The organism is Cellulomonas terrae, from assembly GCF_007990265.1.
In the GTDB taxonomy this organism is placed as follows: Bacteria; Actinomycetota; Actinomycetes; order Actinomycetales; family Cellulomonadaceae; genus Cellulomonas; species Cellulomonas terrae.
In genome coordinates this window covers 85660-106035 of record NZ_BJWH01000015.1, presented here as the reverse complement: position 1 = coordinate 106035, position 20376 = coordinate 85660, and the positions used below count along the sequence as shown (strand labels likewise).

Genomic DNA, 20376 nt, shown 5'->3' with positions numbered 1-20376 from the left:
GACCGGGTCGAACCCCGGTCGACGGGCCGCTGACCTGCACACCAGCACCAGATCTGTGCACCCACAGACCACCGCGCGGGCGCGCCGAGTGCCACAGTGCTCCTCAACCGGTCGGACGAACCGGACACGCGACGAGGGACGAGGTGGCGCAATGACGGCTCCGGACACGATCGTGCTCATCCATGGTTTCTGGGTCACGCCCCGCTCCTGGGAGGGCTGGAAGGCGTACTACGAGGCCAAGGGCTTCACGGTCCACACGCCCGGCTACCCGGGCTTCGAGGTGGAGGTCGAGGCGCTGCGGGCCGACCCGACCCCGATCGCGAACCTCACGGTGGACGCCATCGCGTCCCACCTGGACGCGTACATCAGCGCGCTGGACACTCCCACCAAGCCGATCCTCATGGGCCACTCGGCGGGCGGGACGTTCCTGCAGCTCATGCTCGACCGCGGGCACGGCAGCGCGGCGGTCGCGCTGAACTCGGCCCCGGTGGAGGGCGTCCGCGTCACGCCGTGGTCGCAGCTGAAGTCGGTGTTCCCCGTCGTGAAGAACCCCGCCAACCACCACCGCGCGGTAGGGCTGTCGTTCGAGGAGTGGACGTACGCGTTCACCAACACGTACACGCCGGAGGAGTCCCAGTACTTCTACGAGCGGTACCACATCCCCGCGTCGGGCCGCGTGCTCATCGACTCGGTGCTGGCGAACGTCCAGCCCGGCCACCAGGACGCGTGGGTGGACTTCCACAACCCGAACCGGGTGCCGCTGCTGTTCCTGTCCGGCTCCGAGGACCACATCATGCCGCCGTCGGTGCAGGCGTCGAACGCCAAGCACTACAAGGGCGAGGGCACGGTCACCGAGCACGAGACCTACGAGGGCCGCCCGCACCTCATGGTCGCCGGGCAGGGCTGGGAGGAGATCGCCGACCGCGCCCTGGAGTGGGCGCTCGCGCACGCCTCGTGGTCGCCGGCCTCGACCGTGAACGCGTCCTGAGGGTGTCGACGCTCACGTTCACGCACATCGGCGGGCCGACGGCTCTGCTCGAGGTGGAGGGGTGGCGGCTCCTGACCGACCCGACGTTCGACGCCCCCGGCCGGACCTACTCGTTCGGCTGGGGGACGTCGTCGCGCAAGACGGCCGGTCCGGCGCTCTCGGTCGAGGAGGTCGGGGCGGTCGACGCGGTCCTGCTCAGCCACGACCACCACGCCGACAACCTCGACGACGCCGGCCGCGCGATGCTCGCCGGGGTCCCGACGGTGCTGACCACCGTCCCCGGTGCACGGAGGCTCGGCGCTCCCGCCCAGGGGCTGCACCCGTGGGAGGCGACGACGCTGACGCACCCCGACCGGCCGACCCTGACGGTCACGGCCACCCCGGGCCGGCACGGACCCGTCGGCGCGCAGGTGCTCGTCGGGGCGGTCACGGGCTTCGGCCTCACGTGGGAGGGGCAGGAGCACGGGGCGGTGTGGGTGACCGGCGACACCGTGCTGACGTCGGACGTGCGGCGGGTCCCGGAGCGGCTGGACGTTGGGACGGTGGTCGTGCACCTCGGCGGCGTCCGGTTCCCGACGACGGGCCCCGTCCGCTACACGATGACGGTCGTGGAGGGGCGCGAGCTGTGCCGGGCGGTGCGGCCGCGCACCGTCCTGCCTGTGCACCACGAGGGGTGGTCGCACTTCCTGGACGGCCCGGCGGCACTGCAGCGACCTGAGCTCGCGCCGGACGGCGGAACCACCGTCTGGGCGGACCCGGGCCGACCGACGGCCGTCGTCGTGTGAAGGGTTCGTCGCGGCCGGCTGTGACGAACCCTTCACGCGGGCGGCCGATCAGGGCCGCGAGCCGGCCAGGGGGGAGGTGCTCGTCGACGGGCCCGTCGTCCGGCAGGCTCAGGCCCGGCCCCGCCGCCAGCTGAGCATGACGAACAGGTCCCGCTCGCCGCGGGCACCCTCGAGGACCGCCCGCGCGAGGGCAGGCTCGCCGGCCTGCTCGCAGGACCACAGCTCGAAGTCCATGGTCTGCGACCACGCCTCGGGCAGGTACCCGAGGACGGTGTCACCGTCGAGGACCTTGACGACGTCGTGCTCGCTGCGGGCCAGCCCCACGGCGAACCTGCGGCCCGGCGGCAGGGTCCGGGGCGGGGCGTGGTCCTCGTGGAACCCGCGCACCCGCACGGGCACGTGACCGCCGCCGGCGGGCACCAGCCGGCCGGTCGTCCGGGTCGTCGGGTCCATGCGCGGAAACTACTCCCGCTCGGGACGTAGAGAAACTCGCGCCGGCTCCGTCCTTCGAGTGACAGTGCCAGTCTGGGCACGACGAAGGAGGAGCAGTCATGGCGAGGTACCTGCTGATCGTGGACTTCCAGAGCGGTCCCGACGAGTCCCCGATGTCGGAGTGGACCGACGACGAGGTCGCCGCGCACCTGGACTACTACGGCCGGCTGAACGCGGAGCTGGCCGCCAACGGTGAGCTCGTCGGCGGGGAGGTCCTCACGGGTCCTGACCTGGCGAAGATCGTCCGGTCCGACGGCGTCACGCCGGTGATCACGGACGGGCCGTTCCAGGAGTTCAAGGAGTGGGTCGCGGGCTACCAGATCGTCGACGTGGAGTCCGAGGAGCGCGCCCTGGAGATCGCCGGGCTCGTCTCCGCGGTGCCGGGGCGCGGTGGGGTCCCGACGCAGCAGCCCATCCAGGTGCGCCGGATCATGGACGACGGCCCGTCGGGCGTCGAGGAGATGAACGCGTACCTCGAGACGGCGAGCACCCCGCGCTGAACGTCCCCCGCGACGTCGAGGACCTGCTGCGCGAGCTCGCGCCGCAGGTCCTCGGCACGCTCGCGCGCCGGTGGGGCGACTTCGACGCCGCGGAGGACGCCGTGCAGGAGGCGCTGATCGCCGCGGCGCGGCACTGGCCCGTCGACGGCGTCCCGGCGCAGCCGCGCGGGTGGCTCCTGCAGACGGCGTCGCGACGGATGGTCGACCAGTGGCGCAGCGACACGGCACGCCGCGAGCGCGAGGCGAAGGTGGCGTCCGAGCCGGTGGCGGGTGCGACCGCCCAGGACGACGACACCCTCACGGTGCTGTTCCTGTGCTGCCACCCGGTGCTGTCCCCCACGTCCGCGATCGCCCTGACCCTGCGGGCGGTCGGCGGGCTGACCACCGCGGAGATCGCCCGGGCGTTCCTCGTGCCCGAGGCGACGATGGCCCAACGGATCAGCCGGGCCAAGCAGAAGGTCGCGGGCGAACGCTTCTCGATGCCGTCGCCCGACGAGCACCCGGTACGGCTGCGCAGCGTCCTGCGCGTGCTCTACCTGATGTTCAACGAGGGCTACACCGACCTCACGCGGGACGACCTGTCCGACGAGGCGATCCGCCTGACGCGGCTCGTGCACGCGGCCGACGACGACCCCGAGGTCGCCGCTCTGCTCGCCCTGATGCTCCTGACGGAGGCGCGACGTCCCGCCCGGACCGACGCGTCCGGCACCCCGGTGACGCTCGCCGACCAGGACCGGAGCCGGTGGGACCCCGCCCTGGTCACCGAAGGGACGGCGCTGCTCGACGGGGCGATCGGACGCGGAGCCGTCGGGGAGTACCAGCTGCAGGCGGCGATCGCGGCGATCCACGACCGCGCACCCACCGCGGACGCGACGGACTGGCCGCAGATCCTCGCGCTGTACGAGCTGCTGGAACGGATGACCGGCAGCCCCGTCGTGACGCTCAACCGCGCGGTCGCCGCGTCCATGGTCGGCGGGCCGTCCGCCGGGCTCGCGCTGCTCGACGGTCTCGACGAGTCGCTCCCCCGCCTCGACCAGCTCCGCGCGCACCTGCACGAGCAGGCGGGCGACCACGACCGCGCGCTCGCCCACTACCGCCGCGCCGCTGCCCGCGCGACGAACCTCGCGGAGCGCCGCTACCTCGACGCGCAGGTCGCGCGGCTCGGGTCGTAGGCTGCCGCGCGTGAGCCGACCGGTGTGGTCCCTCGACGAGGTCCTCGCGCGGCGTCCCGCCGTGCGGGTGAACCAGGTCGGGTACGCCCCTGGCCGGCCGATGCGAGCCACGCTCGTCTCGGCCGACGTCGACCCGGTCACCGTCACGGTGGTCGACGACGACGGTCGCGTCGTCCACGAGGGCGTCTCGGATCCCTGGCCCGTCCGGCCCGAGCCCACCTCCGGTCTGCCGGTCCACGTCCTGGACCTGGGCGACCTGCCCGAGGGTGCGTACACGGTGCAGACGCCCTCGGCGCACAGCCATCGGTTCCGGGTCGGCGCCCGGCTCCATGCCGGCCTGCGCGACGACGCCCTGCGCTTCTTCTCCCTGATGCGCTCGGGCACCGCGATCGTCGTCCCCGGCTACGAACGCCCCGCCGGCCACCCGGACACCGCCGTCCGGGCGGCGGTCGAGCTCTACCCCGGCTGGCACGACGGCGGCACCTACGACGTGTCGGGCGGCTGGTACGACGCGGGCGACTACGGCAAGTACGTCACCAGCGGCGCGATCGCGGTGTGGCAGCTCCTGGGCACTCTCGACCTCGCGCCGGGCGACCCGGGGATCCTCGACGAGTGCCGGTGGCAGCTCGACTGGTTGCTGCGGATGCAGGTGCCGGCCGGTCACCCGCTCGCCGGCACGGCGTTCCACCGCGTCCACGGCACCACCTGGTCACCGCTGCCCGGCTGGCCGCACCTCGACCCGACCGAGCGTGTGCTGCACCGCCCGTCGACCACCGCCACGCTCCACCTGGCTGCCGCCGCCGCGGCGGGCGCGCGCCGGTTCCGGACGGCTGATCCCGGTTACGCGGCACGGCTGGAGTCGGCCGCACGGTCCGCCTACGACGCCGCCCGCGAGCATCCCGACCTGCTCGCCCCGGACGACCACGCGCGCCACGGAGGCGGACCCTACGACGACAGCCAGACCGGCGACGACCTGTACTGGGCGGCGGCCGAGCTGTGGCTCGCCACCGGCGACCACGCCTACGAGCTCGAGGTCCTCCGCGCCCCCGAGGACGCGACCGACCCGTTCGACGACGCGGGCTTCGACTTCGACGCCGTCGGCGCTCCGGCCCGGCTCGACCTGGCGCTGCACGGTGCCGGCCTGGCCGACCACGAGCGGGTGGTGGAGACCGTGCGCACCGGCGCCGACCGGTTCCTCGCCCTGCAGGCCCAGCAGCCGTGGGGCCAGCCGTACGCCCCGGCCGCCGGGTGGAGCTGGGGGTCGAACGGGCGGATCCTGAACAACCTCGTCGTGCTCGGGACGGCGCACCTGGTCACCGGCGACACCGCGTACCGCGACGCCGTCGCGGAGGGCGTCGACTACCTGCTGGGCCGCAACGCGCTGGGCCAGAGCTACGTCACCGGCCACGGCACCGACCACACCCACCACCAGCGCACCCGCCAGTTCGGCCACGACCTCGACCCGTCGATGCCCCCGCCCCCGCCGGGCGCGCTCGCGGGCGGAGCCAACTCGGTCCCCGCGCCCGACTTCCCCTACGACGACCGCCTGCGGGGCCTGCCGCCGCAGTGCTGCTACCTGGACGAGCCGACGTCCGAGGTCACCAACGACGTGTGCATCCGATGGAACGCGCCGCTGGTCTGGGTCACGACGTTCCTCGACCGGGGGCAGACCGACCGCGGGTCTCCGTTCGCGACCTGACCGGGCGCGGTGCCGCCGAGGTGAGGTGCGGCGCCGTCACGTCGGGGGGCCGCCCGTCGCCCTCAGCCGGGCCACCAGATCCCGCACCTCGTCGAAGCTCGTGCGCGGGTCGCCGAGGCTGTGGCCCAGGTAGTCCACCGCGCCGGCCACCGCGCGGCCGGCGTGCGGGTCGGTCACGGCCATCAGGGCACCGACCGCGGCCATCTCCGGTGCCGCCGCAGAGACGTGGCCGACACCCTCGACGAGGGTGACCACCGTCTCGACGACCTCGCCGGGCTCGGGCGGGAAGACCGCGTCCCAGGCGCTCGACCACTCCTGCCAGAACGGAGCCGACGGCTCCCCGCGCGCGACGCGCCGCAAGGCCTCGACCACCTCGGGCCGGTCAGCCACACCCGCGTGGTCACACGCGCGCCGAGCCGTCCACAGCGCGACCTCCCGCTGCTGCTCCGGGGTCAGGGTCGCCAGGTCGTCGAGGAGCGCCCGGTCCTGGTGGGCCAGCTGCGCGGCGGGCGACCCCCAGGCGCGCAGATCGTCGGTCGGGGGCCGGCCGCCCCAATGGAGCGCCTCGAGCCGCGCCGCGTGCGCGAGCGCGGCTCGGCAGTCCTCCTCCTCCTGCCGGGCCAGTGCGACCGCGACCTCCTCCGGCGTCGGCGGGGGCGGTGGAGGAGGGGTCTCGGCCGCCACGGAGTGCCAGTAGGCGGCCAACTTGCTCGACTGTCGGACGACCTCGTCCGGCCCCCACGGGGCCGGCCAGAGCTGGAGCAGGTACCGGTCGGGCGCCGATCCACCCTCGGGGATGCCGTTCGCGTGCGCCGCATCCATCCCGGACGCGCTCCACCGGGCGCGATAGGTGCCGGGGACGGGCAGGTCGAGGACGACACCGAACTGGAACGCGGTCAGGGTGTACGGGGCATCGATGGGCGCGAAGGAGACCTCGACCACGTCCTCCCACACCGGGTCCGTCGACGGGACCACCTCGTGGACCTCGACACGCACCGGCACCTCGCCGTCGTTCAGGCCGATGGCCATGGTCAGGTGCCCCGGTACCTGCGCGCCGCACAGGCCGTTGCGCTGTCCCCCACGCGACTCGAGGAAGTACTCGTGCCGGGCGTAGTCAGGTCCCAGCTCCAGGAAGCCGTAGTCGACGTCGACCAGGTCGTCGTAGAGCACCCGCACGATCCGCCCCCCGTCCTCGGCCTGTCCGGGAACGACCGTAGAGCACCCCGACCGGTCAGCCGAGCAGCTCCCGCATCCTCGTGCGGACCAGCCGCGCGGCGCGCTCGGGTGCGAGGCGCGCGAGCAGGTCCATCACCGTGGCGTCGGTGCCGACCGTGACCCGGTAGGCGTCGCGCTCGACGGCGTCGAGGATGCGTCGCGCAGCCGTGGCCGCCGACGTCATCCTCTTCTCCAGCCGGCGGGCCGTCGCGTCGGAGATCTCCGGGGTCCGCACCCCGGAGTTCGCGACGATGCCCGTGCGGGTGGCTCCGGGGAACACGACGGTCACGGACACGCTCGTCCCGGCGAGCTCGGCGTGCAGACCTTCCGTGAGGAGCCGCACCGCCGCCTTCGACGCCCCGTACGCCGTCTGGCCGGGGACCGGCAGGAACCCGCCCATGCTGGAGACGTTGACCAGGTGCGCCACCGGTCGAGCGAGCAGGTGGGGCAGGAACGCCTTGACGGTGTGCACCGGACCCCAGAAGTTCACGTCCATCACGCGCTCGATCTCCGGATAGGCCAGGTCGAGCAGCGGGACGAACGGCTGGATGATCCCCGCGCAGTTGACCACGCCGTCGACCTGCCCGTGGGAGCCGAGGACCGCGTCGGGGAGCGCCTCGACGGCCGCCCGGTCGGTGACGTCGACGACGTGCGTGGAGAGACGGTCGACCGCGCTGCCCGCGCGGCCGACCGTCTCCTCCAGGTGCGCCTCGGTCCGGCTGACCGCCGCGACGCGGGCACCCCGGGCGAGGAGCCCGAGCACCAGCTCACGGCCGATGCCGTCGCCCGCGCCCGTCACGACGACGGTCGTGCCTGCCACCTTCATCGCCGGCGCCCCCTGCCGTTCGGATGGGCCGACCGTACTGCGGCGGGGCCGCCCGGGTCAGGCCGGCAGCCAGAGCGCGAGGACGTTCGGCGGCTCCCAGCCCGGCAGGGACGTGTGCGCCTGCCGGCAGGTGTACCTCGTGCCGGAGTAGGTCACGACGTCGCCGACCTTGTACGCCTTGTACGCCGCCCAGCTCCCGCTGGGGGTCGTGGGGGTCGGGGTGGGGGTCGGGGTCGGGGTCGGGGTGGCCGTCGGGGTCGGCGTGGGTGTCGAGGTGGGCGTCGGGGTCGGTGTCGGGGTCGTGCCGCCGACGAGCGAGCGCACGTTGTCGCCGAACGTCCAGCCCTTCGACCCGTCCCAGTTGATCGACCAGGTCATGAGCCCCTTGGGCGCCCCGCCGAGCTGCTGCCAGGCCTGCGTGACGAGCGCGGGCGACATGTACCCGCCACCGGCACCGACCTGCGCCGGCAGACCGGGGACCTGCTTGTCGAACGGCACCCGGATCGTCGTGCCCTGGACGGTCAGCCCGGCGTCGAGGCAGCGGGTCTGCGCGACGAAGCCCGCCACGGTCCCGGCGGCGTAGGAGTTGCCCGCGCAGTCGTACATCGAGCCGTTGTAGTACTGCATGTTGAGCCACCAGAGGCGGCCGTTGTCGGCGTACTTCTTGATGATGGGCAGGTAGGAGCCCCAGATCGAGCCGTACACCACCGCGCCGCCCGTCACGTAGGCGGTCTCGGGTGCCATCGTCAGGCCGAACCCGGCGGGCATCGCGGCGAGCACCCCGTCGATGATCCGGATGAGGTTGGCCTGCGACGGCGACAGCGTGCCGATGCTGCCCGAGCCGGTGAGCCCGGCCTCGATGTCGATGTCGATGCCGTCGAAGTTGTTGGCCTGGAGGATGGGCACGATGGTCGCGACGAAGCGGTCCGCGACGGCTGCCGACGACAGGTCGATGCTGGCGTTGGCGCCGCCGATGGACATGAGGATCGTGTGCCCCTGGGCCTTCGCGGCGCACATCTGCGCGGGCGTCGGGACGTCGACCCCCGCGTCCATGCCGTCCTGCCACTTCACGGTGCCGTCGGGCAGGATCACCGGGAACGCGGCCATCAGCACGTTGTAGCCGTGCTGCGCCTGGCGGGGGTCGTCGATCGGGATGTGGCCGAGGCCGGGGTGGACGCTGGAGTTGTCCCAGCTCTCCCAGTAGCCCTGCAGGACCTTGCCGGTGGGACGGGACTTCTGCGCACAGGTGTCGGCGGCGACGGCCGCCGAGGCGGTGACGGTCAGGCCGACGGTGGCGACGAGGCCGGTGGCGACCGCGGCCGCGAGCGCGGCGACGGCCATCCGGCGGGGACGGGTGGGACGAACCATGGGGGAACCCTCCGAGAGCGAGCGGACGGACGTACCGCACCCGGCCGTCACGAGGACGGGTGCGGTGCGCGCTCACCGCGACGACGTCGGCGCGGTGGCGCGGGCCGGAGCACCGGGAGGGCGGCGTCCGACCGTGCTGACCGTATTGCCCCGGAGCGGGTGAATGGAAGGGCTCCTAACAAAAGTGGGGCAGCCCGCGTGCTCTGACCGCTTGCCTCACCACACGAGAAACGATACTTTTCTATCGTTAATCAATAGATCGCACTGAAGGAGCTTTCCCATGGGCCGACTGGCCATCCTTGCCCTCCGGGGGGTGATCGTGCTGATGTTCGCCGCCCTGGTGACCGTGCAGGCCATGGTCGTCCCCGCCATCGGCCGCGACCTCGACGACGCCGGCGCCGAGGTGGCCCACCTGAGGTGGCCGCTCGTCATCATCCTGTTCCTCGGCGTGCTGGCCGTGCAGGTGGCCCTGGTCTGCATCTGGCAGCTGCTCACGATGGTGCGGCGGGACACCGTGTTCAGCACCGCCGCGTTCCGGTGGGTCGACGTCGTGATCGGCTCGGCGGTGGCGGCGACCCTGCTCGCGATCGTCCTGTCGTTCGTGCTCGCACCCGGCGAGGCGGTCGCCCCCGGGATCGTCCTGCTCGTCGTGATCGGTGGCATGGGCACCGCCGGGATCGCGCTGCTGGTGCTGGTCCTGCGGATCCTGCTGGCCAAGGCGATGGTCCTGGACAGCACGGCCACCACCCTGCGCGCCGAGCTCGACGAGGTGATCTGATGCCGATCGTCGTGGACGTCGACGTCATGCTCGCCCGCCGCAAGATGTCCGTCGGCGAGCTCGCCGAGCGCGTCGGGATCACGCCCGCCAACCTCGCGGTCCTGAAGAACGGGCGTGCCAAGGCGGTCCGGTTCACGACCCTCGAGGCGCTGTGCGAGGTGCTGGAGTGCCAGCCGGGCGACCTCCTGCGCCGCGAGGTCTGATCCGCCGGCCGGGTCAGCGCGCGCCGGCCGCGACGGCGAAGAGCGCGAGGCTCCGGCCCCACGACCGGGCCTTCTCGAGCTCGTCGGGCAGGAGCCCGCTGGAGCGGCCGGCGACGGTGAACGTCTCGGGCGGCACCACGAGCTCGGCGCCGGCCCGCGTCAACCGCTTGCCGATCGCGTGCGCGGCCGACCCCGCGAACCGACCCGCGACGGCCGTGTCGAAGACCGCGGCGGCCTGCCCGGACGCGAGCGCGACGACCTGGTCCAGCCACTCGCGCACTCCGTCCCCACGGGACACCGTCCCCGCGCCGTCGCCCCGCGCCAGGTCCCGGGTGCGGCCCGTGGACAGGCCGCGCTGGTGCGTCGGAGCGCCCACCACGAGCAGGCTCGGTCGGGTCGCCGGCGACGGCGGCCCTGCCAGACCCACCTCGCACACCGTGACCGGGACACGCAGGTCGGCGAGCCCCGCGGCGACGGCCTCGGCGATCGCGGCCGTGCTTCCGTACATCGACTCGAAGACGACGAGAGCGGTCATGTGACCACGGTGTCGCGTCGGACCCGATGCCGTCGCGGGCCGAAGGTCCTCCCCTAGGCCTATCCGTTTCGCGCCCTTCCTCCGGAGGCGTCGGATCCCTACACTCCGGTCGAAGCGCTTCGATGACGAGCGCGACGCTCGACGGAGAGCCGGCCGCCCCGTCGGGCGTGACCATGCGACGAAGGGCATGCCCGTGAGAAGACCCCGCTGGACCACGCTCACCGCAGTCGCGGCGGCCGCCGCGCTCTCGCTCGGCCTCGCCGGCCCCGCCACGGCCGGCGACCGCGCACCGAGGTCGGCGGACCGGGTCGTGGCCGCGATGCAGCCGGGCTGGAACCTCGGCAACACGTTCGACGCCGTGGGCGCCGACGAGACCGCCTGGGGCAACCCGGGCGTCACCCGGGAGCTGCTGGACGAGGTCCACGACAACGGCTTCCGCAGCATCCGCCTCCCCGTCACGCTCGGCCAGCACGAAGGACCGGCCCCGGACTACACGATCGCCCCGGCAGTCCTGGACCGCGTCGAGGAGGTCGTCGACTGGGCGCTCGCCGAGGACCTGGCCGTCCTGCTCGACCTGCACCACGACTCGTGGATGTGGACCAACGCGATGCCCAGCCGCCACGACGAGGTGCTCGCCCAGTTCACGGCGACGTGGGAGCAGCTGGCCGAGCGGTTCCGCGACCACCCCCGCACGCTGCTGTTCGAGAGCATCAACGAGCCGCAGTTCGCCGGGTCGACCGGGGAGGCCCAGGAGTACGCGCTGCTCGACGAGCTGAACGTGGCGTTCCACGAGGTGGTGCGGTCGTCGGGCGGCAGGAACGCGGACCGCGTCCTCGTGCTGCCGACCCTGCACACCGACTCGGGCCAGGCCCGGCTCGACTCCCTCGTCTCGACGGTCACCGCGCTCGACGACCCGAACCTCGCGGCGACGTTCCACTACTACGGCTACTGGCCGTTCAGCGTGAACGTCGCGGGCGGCACCCGGTTCGACGCGACCGCCCAGCAGGACGCCACCGACGCCTTCGCGCGCGTGCGCACCACCCTGGTCGGCCAGGGCATCCCGGTCATCCTCGGCGAGTACGGGCTGCTCGGCTTCGACCGGCACACCGGGACCATCGAGCAGGGCGAGAAGCTGAAGTTCTTCGAGCACCTGGGCCACCAGGCGCGCACCACGGGTGTCACGACGATGCTCTGGGACAACGGCCAGCACCTCGACCGCACCGCGTTCACCTGGCGGGACCCGGAGCTGTTCGCGCAGATCTCGTCGAGCTGGAAGAAGCGCTCCGGCACGGCGTCGACCGACCAGGTCTTCGTCCGGCCCGGCGCGGTCACCGACCAGACCGTCACCCTGAACCTCAACGGCACCACGTTCCGGGACCTGTCGCTCGGGAGGCAGAAGCTGAAGAAGGGCAGGGACTACCAGCTCTCCGGCAGCACGCTGACCCTCCCGGCCGCGCTGCTGCAGCGCCTCTCCGGCACGGGTGGCTACGGGACGAGCGCGGAGCTGGTGGCCCGGTTCTCACAGGGGGTCCCGTGGTCGATCGAGATCGTCGACGCTGACACCCCGGTGCTCAGCGGCGCGGCCGGCACGACCGACGCGTTCGCCGTCCCGACCGACTTCCGCGGCGACCGGCTGGCCACGATGGAGGCCCGCTACCTCGACGGCTCGAACGCCGGACCGCACGGCTGGACGTCGTTCAAGGAGTTCGACGTGACGTTCGCGCCCGACGCAGCAGCGGGCACGATCCTCCTGCGACCGGCGTTCTTCGCGGAGGTCACCGACGGCTCCCCCGTGGTCCTGACGTTCCACTTCTGGAGCGGTGACACCGTGCGGTACACGGTGGTGCGCAGCGGCTCGAGCGTGACCGGCACCGTCGGCTGACGACCTGGCGGCCCGGTGCGGGGTCCCGCGCCCCGCACCGGGCTGCTACGTTCCGGCGATGCCGAACCCACGCGGTCCGGGCCCGCCCCCGTCCGACCGCAGGAGGTCCCCGTGCAGGCCGCCGAGTACACCCGGTTCGGACCACCCGACGTGCTCGAGGTGGTGGAGCGCCCGCGACCGACGCCGCGTGCCGCAGAGGTGCTCGTCCGCGTCCACGCGACGACCGTGACCGCCGTCGAGTGCCACATGCGCCGCGGGCGACCGCTGTGGGGCCGCGTGATCCTCGGCGTCGTCCGGCCCCGCCGACGGATGCGACGGCTCGGGCTGGAGTTCGCGGGCGAGGTCGTCGAGGTCGGGGCGGACGTCACGCGCTGCGCGCCGGGCGACGAGATCTTCGGGTTCACGGGGTTCCGGCTCGGCGCCGCGGCGGAGTACCTGTGCCTGCCCCAGACGGCGTCGTTCGCGCCGAAGCCGGCCGGCGTCCCGTTCGCCCGGGCGGCGGCCGCGGTGGACGGCTCCACGACCGCGCTGTTCTTCCTGCAGGGCAAGGCGCGGGTCCGGGCGGGCCAGCGGGTGCTCGTCATCGGCGCCTCCGGCAGCATCGGCACCTACGCCGTGCAGCTCGCCCACCGGTTCGGCGCGGAGGTCACCGGTGTGTGCAGCGGCCGCAACGCCGACCTGGTCCGGTCGCTCGGGGCCGCGCACGTCGTCGACCACACGCGGACGGACTTCACGACGACCGGCGAGCGGTACGACGTCGTCTTCGACACGGTGGGCCGCAGCTCGTACGCGCGGGCGCGGGGGTCGCTGACCGAGCGCGGCTGCTACATGTCGACGTCGACGGGCCCGCTGAGCACGGTCCTCGCGCTCGTGACCCGCTTCGGGCGGGGGCGCCGGGTGCTGTCGGGGATGTCGGTCGAGAAGAACGCGTCGCTGGCGTTCGTGGCCCGGCTGCTCGCCGAGGACGCGCTGGAGGTCGTGATCGACCGCACCGTCCCGCTGGCCGACATCGTGGCGGCGCACCAGTACGTGGAGAGCGGGCGCAAGCGCGGGACGTCGTCGTCGAGCCCTGATGCTCCGATACTTTCGAATCTGAACCCTAAACGGTTCGCTCCTGCACCGAGGTGTTCCCGGCCTGCGAGCAGCGCTGCACACTGGCGTCGATAACGTTATTGGCGCCGCGCTTCCGCGTGTGCGTCGGTACGGCGTCGGTGCCCCCCGAGGGCTTTCCCACGCAGCTCCCCACGCACAAAGGAGTGCTCGATGTTCGAAAGTATCGCTCTCACGCGCGGTGCGCCACGGAAGCGGCGCCCGTTCCGCGCCCTGGTGGCCTTCCTCTCGGCAGCCGCGATGGTCGCTGTCGGTCTGGCGGTGGCCACCACCGCCAACGCCATCTCCACGAACGGGACCGGCACCCACAACGGGTACTTCTACTCGTTCTGGACCGACAGCCAGGGCACGGTGTCCATGGACATGGGCTCCGGCGGGCAGTACTCCACCCAGTGGAGCAACACCGGCAACTTCGTGGCCGGCAAGGGCTGGCAGACCGGCGGTCGCAAGACCGTCAACTACTCCGGCAGCTTCAACCCCTCCGGCAACGCCTACCTGACCCTGTACGGCTGGACCACCAGCCCGCTGATCGAGTACTACATCGTCGACAACTGGGGCACCTACCGGCCCACCGGCACCTTCATGGGCACCGTCACCAGCGACGGCGGCACCTACGACATCTACCGCACCCAGCGCGTCAACCAGCCCTCCATCCAGGGCACCGCGACGTTCTACCAGTACTGGTCCGTGCGCCAGTCGAAGAAGACCGGCGGCACCATCACCTCCGGCAACCACTTCGACGCCTGGGCGTCCAAGGGCATGAACCTCGGCACGCACAACTACATGATCATGGCCACCGAGGGCTACCAGAGCTCCGGCAACTCCAACATCACCGTCAGCGAGGGCTCCGGCGGCGGTGGCGGCGGCGGCCAGACCACACCCCCGCCCACCGGCGGCGGCGGCAACACCGGCGGCTGCTCCATCAGCGCCACCCGGGGCGAGGAGTGGTCCGACCGGTTCAACGTCAGCTACACCGTCTCCGGCGCCAGCACCTGGACCGCCACCCTCAACCTCAACGGCAGCCAGAGCATCCAGAACAGCTGGAACGCGAACGTCTCCGGACGGACCGTGACCTCGACCGGGTCGAACACCTTCGGCGTCACCGTCATGAAGAACGGCAACAACACGACGCCGTCGGCCACCTGCGGGACGTCCGGAGGCGGCGGAGGGACGACGAACCCGCCTCCCTCCGGCGGCTCGTGCACGGTCAGCGTCTCGCGTGGTGAGGAGTGGTCCGACCGGTTCAACGTGACCTACTCCGTCAGCGGCACCAGCAGCTGGGTGGTCACGCTCAACCTCAACGGCAGCCAGAGCGTCCAGAACAGCTGGAACGCGACGCTCAGCGGCAGCGGGTCCACCCGACAGGCCCGACCGAACGGCGCCGGCAACAGCTTCGGCGTCACGATCATGAAGAACGGCAGCACCAGCACGCCCAGCGCGAGCTGCTCGACCGCCTGACCCGGCCGCGGCCGTCGAGGACGGCAGTTTCCGACGAGAACGGCAGCTCAGACTGCCGACCTCGTCGGGGACTGCCGTCCTCGTGGCGTGTCAGGCCTTGGAGCGGTCGCCAGCGAAGCGCCAGATCGCGGTCACGATGATCGCGCCGACGATCGAGCCGATGATGCCGCTCGGGCGCAGCTCGAGGCCGTCACCCGACAGGAGGCTGGCCAGCAGGCCGCCGACGAAGGAGCCGACGAGGCCCGCGACGATCGCCATCGTCCAGTCGATCCGGCCGCGCTTCCGGCCGAGGATCAGCTGGGCGAGCGCACCGATGAGCATGCCGAACAGGATCAACCCGAGGATGAGCATGCGCCGAGACTAGGGCCACGGGGACTTTTCGGGCAGCCCCGGTGGGTGGGCGCGCCGCGAGGTGACGCCAGGCGCGAGCGCAGGGGCGCCTCACGCGTTCCGACGGGACGCCCGACCAGCGACTCCGTCGACCTAGGCCGCCCCGTCGACCAGCACCGCGATGCCGTCGAGCAGCCGGGCGAGGCCGAACTCGAACGCGCGCCGGGGGTCGTAGGCCGCCTGCTGCGCCTCGCCGGCGACGGGCCCGACGCGGGTGACCGTGGGGAACCGCTCAGGGTCGAAGACGCGGTCGAGGATGGGCGCTGTCGCCTCCCACCACTCGGTCTCGGTGATCCCCGTGGCCTCCTCCGCGGCGACCTGGTCGACCACGCCGCGCGCGGTCCCGGCGACGAACCCCTCGACCAGGGTGAACACGGCGTCCATCGCGACCTCGTCGAGACCCGTGCCGTCGACCGCCTGGAGCCCGAGCTCGTACTTGGTGAGGACGCCCGGACCGAGCGGTGGCCGACCCGACGCCGCGACCAGCAGCAGCCACGGGTGGCGCTCGTAGAGGGCCCAGCTCGCCCGTGCCACGGCCTCGAGCCGAGCACGCCACCCGCCGGTCCCGGGCGTGTACAGGGCGGCGAACTCGCCGAGGGCGCTGTCGACCATCAGGTCGAGCAGCTCCGCCTTGGCCGGGACGTAGGTGTAGAGGGTCATCGCGCCGACGTCGAGGTCGGTCGCGAGGCGCCGCATCGAGACTGCGCCGAGGCCCTCCGCGTCGGCGAGCGCGACCGCGGCGTCGACCACGCGGTCGACCGAGAGTCCCGCAGCGGCGCCGCGGCCGCGGGGCGCCGGCTCCACCAGCCGCCACAGCAGGGACAGGCTGCGGGCCGGGTCGCCGGTGCCCGTGATCTCCGTCATGACGCTCATCCTCCCCCGTCGGGAACACCCGGGTGACCCTCTGCGTTTCTTGTCGTACACTGTACGACTAGCCCTCGGGAGGACTCATGGCGATCAGTACGACAGGACTCACCCGCAGGTACGGCGAGACGACGGTTCTCGACGGCCTCGACCTGACCGTGGAACCCGGCACCATCCACGGGCTGCTCGGTCCCAACGGCGCCGGCAAGACGACCACCGTCCGGATCCTGTCCACCCTGCTGGACCCGCACGGCGGCACGGCGCGCGTCGCCGGGTTCGACGTGGTCACGGAGCCCGCGCAGGTCCGCCGCCACCTCGGGCTGGTCGGCCAGCACGCGGCGGTCGACGAGATCCTCGGCGGCCGGGACAACCTCGTGATGTTCGGCCGGCTCTCGCACCTGGGCACCCGCGCCGCCCGGCGTCGGGCCGACGAGCTGCTGGAACGCTTCGACCTCGTCGACGCCGCCGAGCGCCCGGTGTCCACCTACTCGGGCGGCATGCGGCGCCGGCTCGACCTGGCGGCGGGCCTGGTGCTGGACCCGGCGGTGCTGCTGCTCGACGAGCCGACGACCGGCCTCGACCCCGGCGGTCGGCGGGAGGTCTGGCGGGCGGTCCGGGCGCTCGTCGCCGGCGGCACCGCGGTCCTGCTCACCACGCAGTACCTGGAGGAGGTCGACCAGCTCGCCTCGCAGGTCACCGTCCTGGACCACGGGCGGGTCGCCGCCGAGGGCACACCCGACGCGCTCAAGGCGTCGATCGGGCAGGACCGGCTCGACGTCGTCGTCCGCGACGAGGCCGACCTCGCCGCCGCGCAGACCGCGCTGCGGGCCGTCGCCGGGGACGCGGAGATCGACCTCGACGGTCGCCGAGCGACGGCCACCGTCACCGACCGCGTCGCGGCGCTCACGCACGTGGTCCGCACGCTCGACGACGCCGGGATCGTCGTCGACGACGTGATCCTGCGTCGACCGACCCTCGACGAGGTCTTCCTGCACCTGACCGGCTCGATGAAGGAGGCCTCATGACCTGGGCCCTGCGTGACTCCTGGACCGCGACCCTGCGCGACCTCGGGCACTGGCGGCGCCAGCCGTGGGGGCTGGTCATCGGGCTCGCGTTCCCGATCCTCCTGCTGCTGATGTTCGGCTTCCTGCTCGGCGGCGCGATCGACGTGCCCGGCGGGTACATCGAGTTCCTGTTCCCCGGCATGCTCGCCGTGACCATGGCGTTCGGCCTCGAGACGACCATGACGACCGTCTCGGAGGACGTGCAGCGCGGGGTGACCGACCGGTTCCGGTCGCTGCCGATGTCCCGCATCGCCGTGCTGCTGGGTCGGGCGACCGCGGACATGCTCGCGAGCGTCGTCAGCCTCGCGGTGCTGCTCGTGGCCGGGCTGGTGATCGGGTGGCGGATCCACGAGGGGATCGGCGACGCGCTGGCCGGTGTCGCGCTGCTGCTGCTCCTGCGGTTCGCGTTCCTGTGGGTGGGCATCTACCTCGGGCTGCTGTTCCGCGGGCAGGGTGGCGTGATGGCGGTCCAGATCCTGGTGTGGCCGTTCGTCTTCCTGTCCAATGCCTTCGTGCCGATCTCGACGATGCCCGGCTGGCTCCAGACGCTGTCGGCGTGGAACCCGGTCACCGCGACCGTCGCCGCGACGCGGGAGCTGTTCGGCAACCCGACGGTGCCCGCGAGCGGGTGGGCGTCGGACAACGTGGTGCTGCTCGCCGTCGTGTGGCCGGTCGTGCTGTCGGTGGTCTTTGCCACACTGGCTGTGCGGCGCTGGACGCGGCTGGGCCGATGACGATCTCGAAGGAGAACTCTGTGCACGACGCGATCCGGATCCGCGGTGGTCGGGAGAACAACCTCAAGGGCGTCGACGTCGACGTGCCCAAGCGCCAGATCACCGTGTTCACGGGGGTGTCCGGCTCGGGCAAGTCGTCGTTGGCGTTCGACACCATCGCCGCCGAGAGCCAGCGCCTGCTGAACGAGACGCACTCGGCGTTCATCCAGAACTTCCTGCCGCAGTCGCCGCAGCCCGAGGCCGACGAGCTCACCGGGCTGACCGCGTCGATCGTGGTGGACCAGCAGCCGATGGGCGGGTCGTCGCGCTCGACCGTCGGCACCGCGACCGACACCTACGCCGGGATGCGCCGGGTGTGGTCGCGGATGGGTACCCCGAACTTGGGACGCCCATCGCGTTCTCGTTCAACGACCCGCGCGGCATGTGTCCCGACTGCGAGGGCATCGGGAACGTCGCGGCCATCGACGAGGACGCCCTGGTCGACCCCACGAAGTCGCTCCTCGAGGGCGCGATCGACTTCCCGAACTTCCAGGTGGACTCCTGGTACTGGAAGGTCTACGCCGAGTGCGGGTTCTACCCGCCCGACCAGCCGGTGGGGTCGTTCACGCCCGAGCAGCGGCGCATGCTGCTCTACGGTCCCGACGACGCGCCGAAGAAGGGCACCAAGGTCGCCGTCTCCGGGATGTCGCTCACCTACGAGGCGCTGATCCCCAAGCTCAAGCGGCTCGTCCTGACCAAGAACCCGGAGCAGCTGCAGCCGCACGCGCGCGCCGCGGTCGAGCGCATCTCGACCCGCGGTCCGTGCCCCGCGTGCGGCGGCTCCCGGCTGAACGAGGCCGCCCGCGGGTCGCTGGTGGGTGGCCGGTCGATCGCCGAGTGCGCGGACATGCAGGTCAGCGACCTGGCGCCGTTCATCCGCGGCCTCGACTCCCCCGAGCACAAGCCGATGCTCGACGACCTCGCGGACCGGCTCGACGCGCTCGTGCACATCGGGCTCGGATACCTGTCGCTCAGCCGCGAGTCCACCAGCCTGTCCGGCGGGGAGTCGCAGCGCGTCAAGATGGTCCGGCACCTGGGCTCTGCGCTGACGGACGTCACGTACGTGTTCGACGAGCCGTCCGTCGGGCTCCACCCGCACGACGTGCACCGGATGAACGAGCTGCTGGTCGCGCTGCGGGCCAAGGGCAACACCGTGCTCGTGGTCGAGCACAAGCCCGAGGTCATCGAGATCGCCGACCACATCATCGACATGGGTCCGGGCGCCGGCGGCGCGGGCGGTGAGGTCGTGTACGCCGGCGACCTCGACGGGCTGCGGACGTCGGGAACGCTGACCGGGAACCACCTCACCAGCCACCAGCCGCTCAAGACGGACGTGCGGTCCGCCGACGGTGCGCTCTCCCTGACGGGCGCCACGCTGCACAACCTGCAGAACGTCTCGGTCGACATCCCGCGCGGCGTCCTCACCGTCGTCACCGGGGTGGCGGGCTCCGGCAAGAGCTCGCTCGTCCGCGGCGTCCTGCCCAAGCGTTTCCCGGAGATCGTCGTGGTCGACCAGGCGACCACCCGCGGCTCCCGCCGGTCCAACTCGGCCACGTACACGGGCATGCTCGACACGATCCGCAAGCTGTTCGCCAAGGCCAACGGCGTCAAGCCCGCCCTGTTCAGCGCCAACTCCGAGGGCGCCTGCCCGGAGTGCGGCGGGCTCGGGATCATCTACACGGACCTCGGCAACTTCGAGCCGATGAAGTCCACGTGCGAGCTGTGCGGCGGGCGCCGGTACACCGAGGAGGTGCTCGGCTACACGCTGCGCGGGAAGTCCATCGCGGACGTGCTGGAGATGTCGGTGGTGGAGGCTTGAGAGTTCTTCACGGAGAAGGCCGTCGCGGGAACGCTCGCCGCGATGGACGACGTCGGCATCGGCTACCTGACCCTCGGCCAGCCGCTGTCCACCCTGTCCGGCGGCGAGCGCCAGCGGCTCAAGCTCGCCATCGAGCTGGCCTCCCCCGCCGACGTCTACGTCCTCGACGAGCCGACCACGGGTCTGCACATGTCCGACGTCGACCGGCTCATCGGGCTCATCGACCGGTTCGTCGACGCGGGCTCCACCGTCATCGTCATCGAGCACAACCTCGACGTGATCTCCCGCGCCGACCACGTGCTCGACCTCGGTCCGGGCGCCGGTGCCGACGGCGGCCGCGTCGTCTTCGCCGGCCCGCCGGCCCACCTGGTGTCCGTCGCCGACTCCCTCACCGGCGAGCACCTGGCCCGCCGGCACGGGATCGCCCGGTAGGCCGAGGCCGGCCCGCCACCCGG

General features: G+C 72.4%; 19 protein-coding genes and 1 pseudogene. 13 read left to right on the top strand and 7 right to left on the bottom strand.

The window, feature by feature from the left end; genetic code table 11:
• Positions 1-151 precede the first annotated feature (151 nt).
• Complete coding sequence (locus tag CTE05_RS14145; RefSeq protein ID WP_146846953.1) at positions 152-988, top strand: alpha/beta hydrolase; 837 nt, start codon at positions 152-154, stop codon at positions 986-988.
• A gap of 2 nt (positions 989-990) precedes the next feature.
• Positions 991-1773, top strand: a complete 783-nt coding sequence (locus CTE05_RS14140; protein ID WP_146846952.1) for an MBL fold metallo-hydrolase — start codon at positions 991-993, stop codon at positions 1771-1773.
• Between the two features lie 108 nt (positions 1774-1881).
• On the opposite strand, the gene CTE05_RS14135 is transcribed toward CTE05_RS14140, so the two are convergent.
• On the bottom strand, positions 1882-2226 hold the full coding sequence (locus CTE05_RS14135) for a hypothetical protein (protein ID WP_146846951.1): 345 nt from the start codon (positions 2224-2226) through the stop codon (positions 1882-1884).
• 98 nt (positions 2227-2324) lie between these two features.
• Here CTE05_RS14135 and CTE05_RS14130 point away from each other — a divergent pair, with 98 nt between their 5' ends.
• From CTE05_RS14130 to CTE05_RS14120, 3 genes are read left to right on the top strand one after another with little or no spacing between them, the layout of a single operon-like run.
• The gene (locus tag CTE05_RS14130) at positions 2325-2765 is read left to right on the top strand and encodes a YciI family protein (RefSeq protein ID WP_146846950.1); all 441 of its coding nucleotides are present in this window, start codon (positions 2325-2327) and stop codon (positions 2763-2765) included.
• Positions 2762-3937: an RNA polymerase sigma factor gene (locus CTE05_RS14125; RefSeq protein ID WP_146846964.1), complete on the top strand. Its 1176-nt coding sequence runs from the start codon at positions 2762-2764 to the stop codon at positions 3935-3937. Before CTE05_RS14130 ends, CTE05_RS14125 begins: the two co-directional genes overlap by 4 nt.
• A 10-nt stretch (positions 3938-3947) precedes the next feature.
• Positions 3948-5636, top strand: coding sequence for a glycoside hydrolase family 9 protein (locus tag CTE05_RS14120; protein ID WP_146846949.1), 1689 nt, complete (start codon positions 3948-3950; stop codon positions 5634-5636).
• A 36-nt stretch (positions 5637-5672) separates the two neighbouring features.
• Here the strand turns inward: CTE05_RS14120 and CTE05_RS14115 are convergent, their stop codons facing one another.
• The 3 genes from CTE05_RS14115 to CTE05_RS14105 are packed head-to-tail and all read right to left on the bottom strand — an operon-like array spanning position 5673 to position 9045.
• Positions 5673-6812, bottom strand: coding sequence for a hypothetical protein (locus CTE05_RS14115; protein WP_146846948.1), 1140 nt, complete (start codon positions 6810-6812; stop codon positions 5673-5675).
• Positions 6813-6867: 55 nt separating this feature from the next.
• Entirely contained in the window at positions 6868-7677 is an 810-nt protein-coding gene (locus tag CTE05_RS14110; protein ID WP_146846947.1) for an SDR family NAD(P)-dependent oxidoreductase, read from the bottom strand.
• A gap of 57 nt (positions 7678-7734) precedes the next feature.
• Positions 7735-9045: a carbohydrate-binding protein gene (locus CTE05_RS14105; RefSeq protein WP_222595488.1), complete on the bottom strand. Its 1311-nt coding sequence runs from the start codon at positions 9043-9045 to the stop codon at positions 7735-7737.
• 280 nt (positions 9046-9325) lie between these two features.
• Here CTE05_RS14105 and CTE05_RS14100 point away from each other — a divergent pair, with 280 nt between their 5' ends.
• The gene (locus CTE05_RS14100) at positions 9326-9823 is read left to right on the top strand and encodes a DUF2975 domain-containing protein (protein ID WP_146846946.1); all 498 of its coding nucleotides are present in this window, start codon (positions 9326-9328) and stop codon (positions 9821-9823) included.
• Positions 9823-10026 (top strand): helix-turn-helix domain-containing protein, encoded by a 204-nt coding sequence (locus tag CTE05_RS14095; RefSeq protein ID WP_146846945.1) that lies wholly within the window; start codon positions 9823-9825, stop codon positions 10024-10026. Before CTE05_RS14100 ends, CTE05_RS14095 begins: the two co-directional genes overlap by 1 nt.
• Positions 10027-10039: 13 nt before the next feature.
• Here CTE05_RS14095 and CTE05_RS14090 read toward each other — a convergent pair whose 3' ends face one another.
• Positions 10040-10561, bottom strand: a complete 522-nt coding sequence (locus tag CTE05_RS14090) for a flavodoxin family protein (RefSeq protein WP_146846944.1) — start codon at positions 10559-10561, stop codon at positions 10040-10042.
• A gap of 193 nt (positions 10562-10754) precedes the next feature.
• On the opposite strand from CTE05_RS14090, the gene CTE05_RS14085 reads away from it, so the two are divergent.
• The 3 genes from CTE05_RS14085 to CTE05_RS20750 all read left to right on the top strand — a co-directional run bounded on the left by CTE05_RS14085 (position 10755) and on the right by CTE05_RS20750 (position 15011).
• Positions 10755-12443, top strand: a complete 1689-nt coding sequence (locus CTE05_RS14085; RefSeq protein WP_222595487.1) for a cellulase family glycosylhydrolase — start codon at positions 10755-10757, stop codon at positions 12441-12443.
• 111 nt (positions 12444-12554) lie between these two features.
• Positions 12555-13610, top strand: coding sequence for an NAD(P)-dependent alcohol dehydrogenase (locus CTE05_RS14080; RefSeq protein WP_146846942.1), 1056 nt, complete (start codon positions 12555-12557; stop codon positions 13608-13610).
• Positions 13611-13706: 96 nt separating this feature from the next.
• A complete protein-coding gene (locus CTE05_RS20750; RefSeq protein ID WP_146846941.1) occupies positions 13707-15011 on the top strand; it encodes a glycoside hydrolase family 11 protein in 1305 nt (434 codons plus the stop codon).
• Positions 15012-15101: 90 nt separating this feature from the next.
• Here the strand turns inward: CTE05_RS20750 and CTE05_RS14070 are convergent, their stop codons facing one another.
• Both CTE05_RS14070 and CTE05_RS14065 read right to left on the bottom strand, forming a co-directional pair.
• Entirely contained in the window at positions 15102-15362 is a 261-nt protein-coding gene (locus CTE05_RS14070) for a GlsB/YeaQ/YmgE family stress response membrane protein (protein WP_146846940.1), read from the bottom strand.
• A 132-nt stretch (positions 15363-15494) separates the two neighbouring features.
• Positions 15495-16265, bottom strand: coding sequence for a TetR/AcrR family transcriptional regulator (locus tag CTE05_RS14065; protein WP_146846939.1), 771 nt, complete (start codon positions 16263-16265; stop codon positions 15495-15497).
• A gap of 86 nt (positions 16266-16351) precedes the next feature.
• Here CTE05_RS14065 and CTE05_RS14060 point away from each other — a divergent pair, with 86 nt between their 5' ends.
• The 3 genes and pseudogenes from CTE05_RS14060 (at position 16352) to CTE05_RS14050 (ending at position 20353) form a co-directional block, all read left to right on the top strand.
• The gene (locus tag CTE05_RS14060; protein WP_146846938.1) at positions 16352-17290 is read left to right on the top strand and encodes an ATP-binding cassette domain-containing protein; all 939 of its coding nucleotides are present in this window, start codon (positions 16352-16354) and stop codon (positions 17288-17290) included.
• Entirely contained in the window at positions 17287-18063 is a 777-nt protein-coding gene (locus CTE05_RS14055; RefSeq protein WP_146846937.1) for an ABC transporter permease, read from the top strand. The genes CTE05_RS14060 and CTE05_RS14055 overlap by 4 nt, the downstream gene beginning before the upstream one ends.
• Positions 18060-20353, top strand: a pseudogene (locus CTE05_RS14050) (ATP-binding cassette domain-containing protein). The gene CTE05_RS14055 and the pseudogene CTE05_RS14050 overlap by 4 nt, the downstream one beginning before the upstream one ends.
• Positions 20354-20376: the final 23 nt, after the last annotated feature.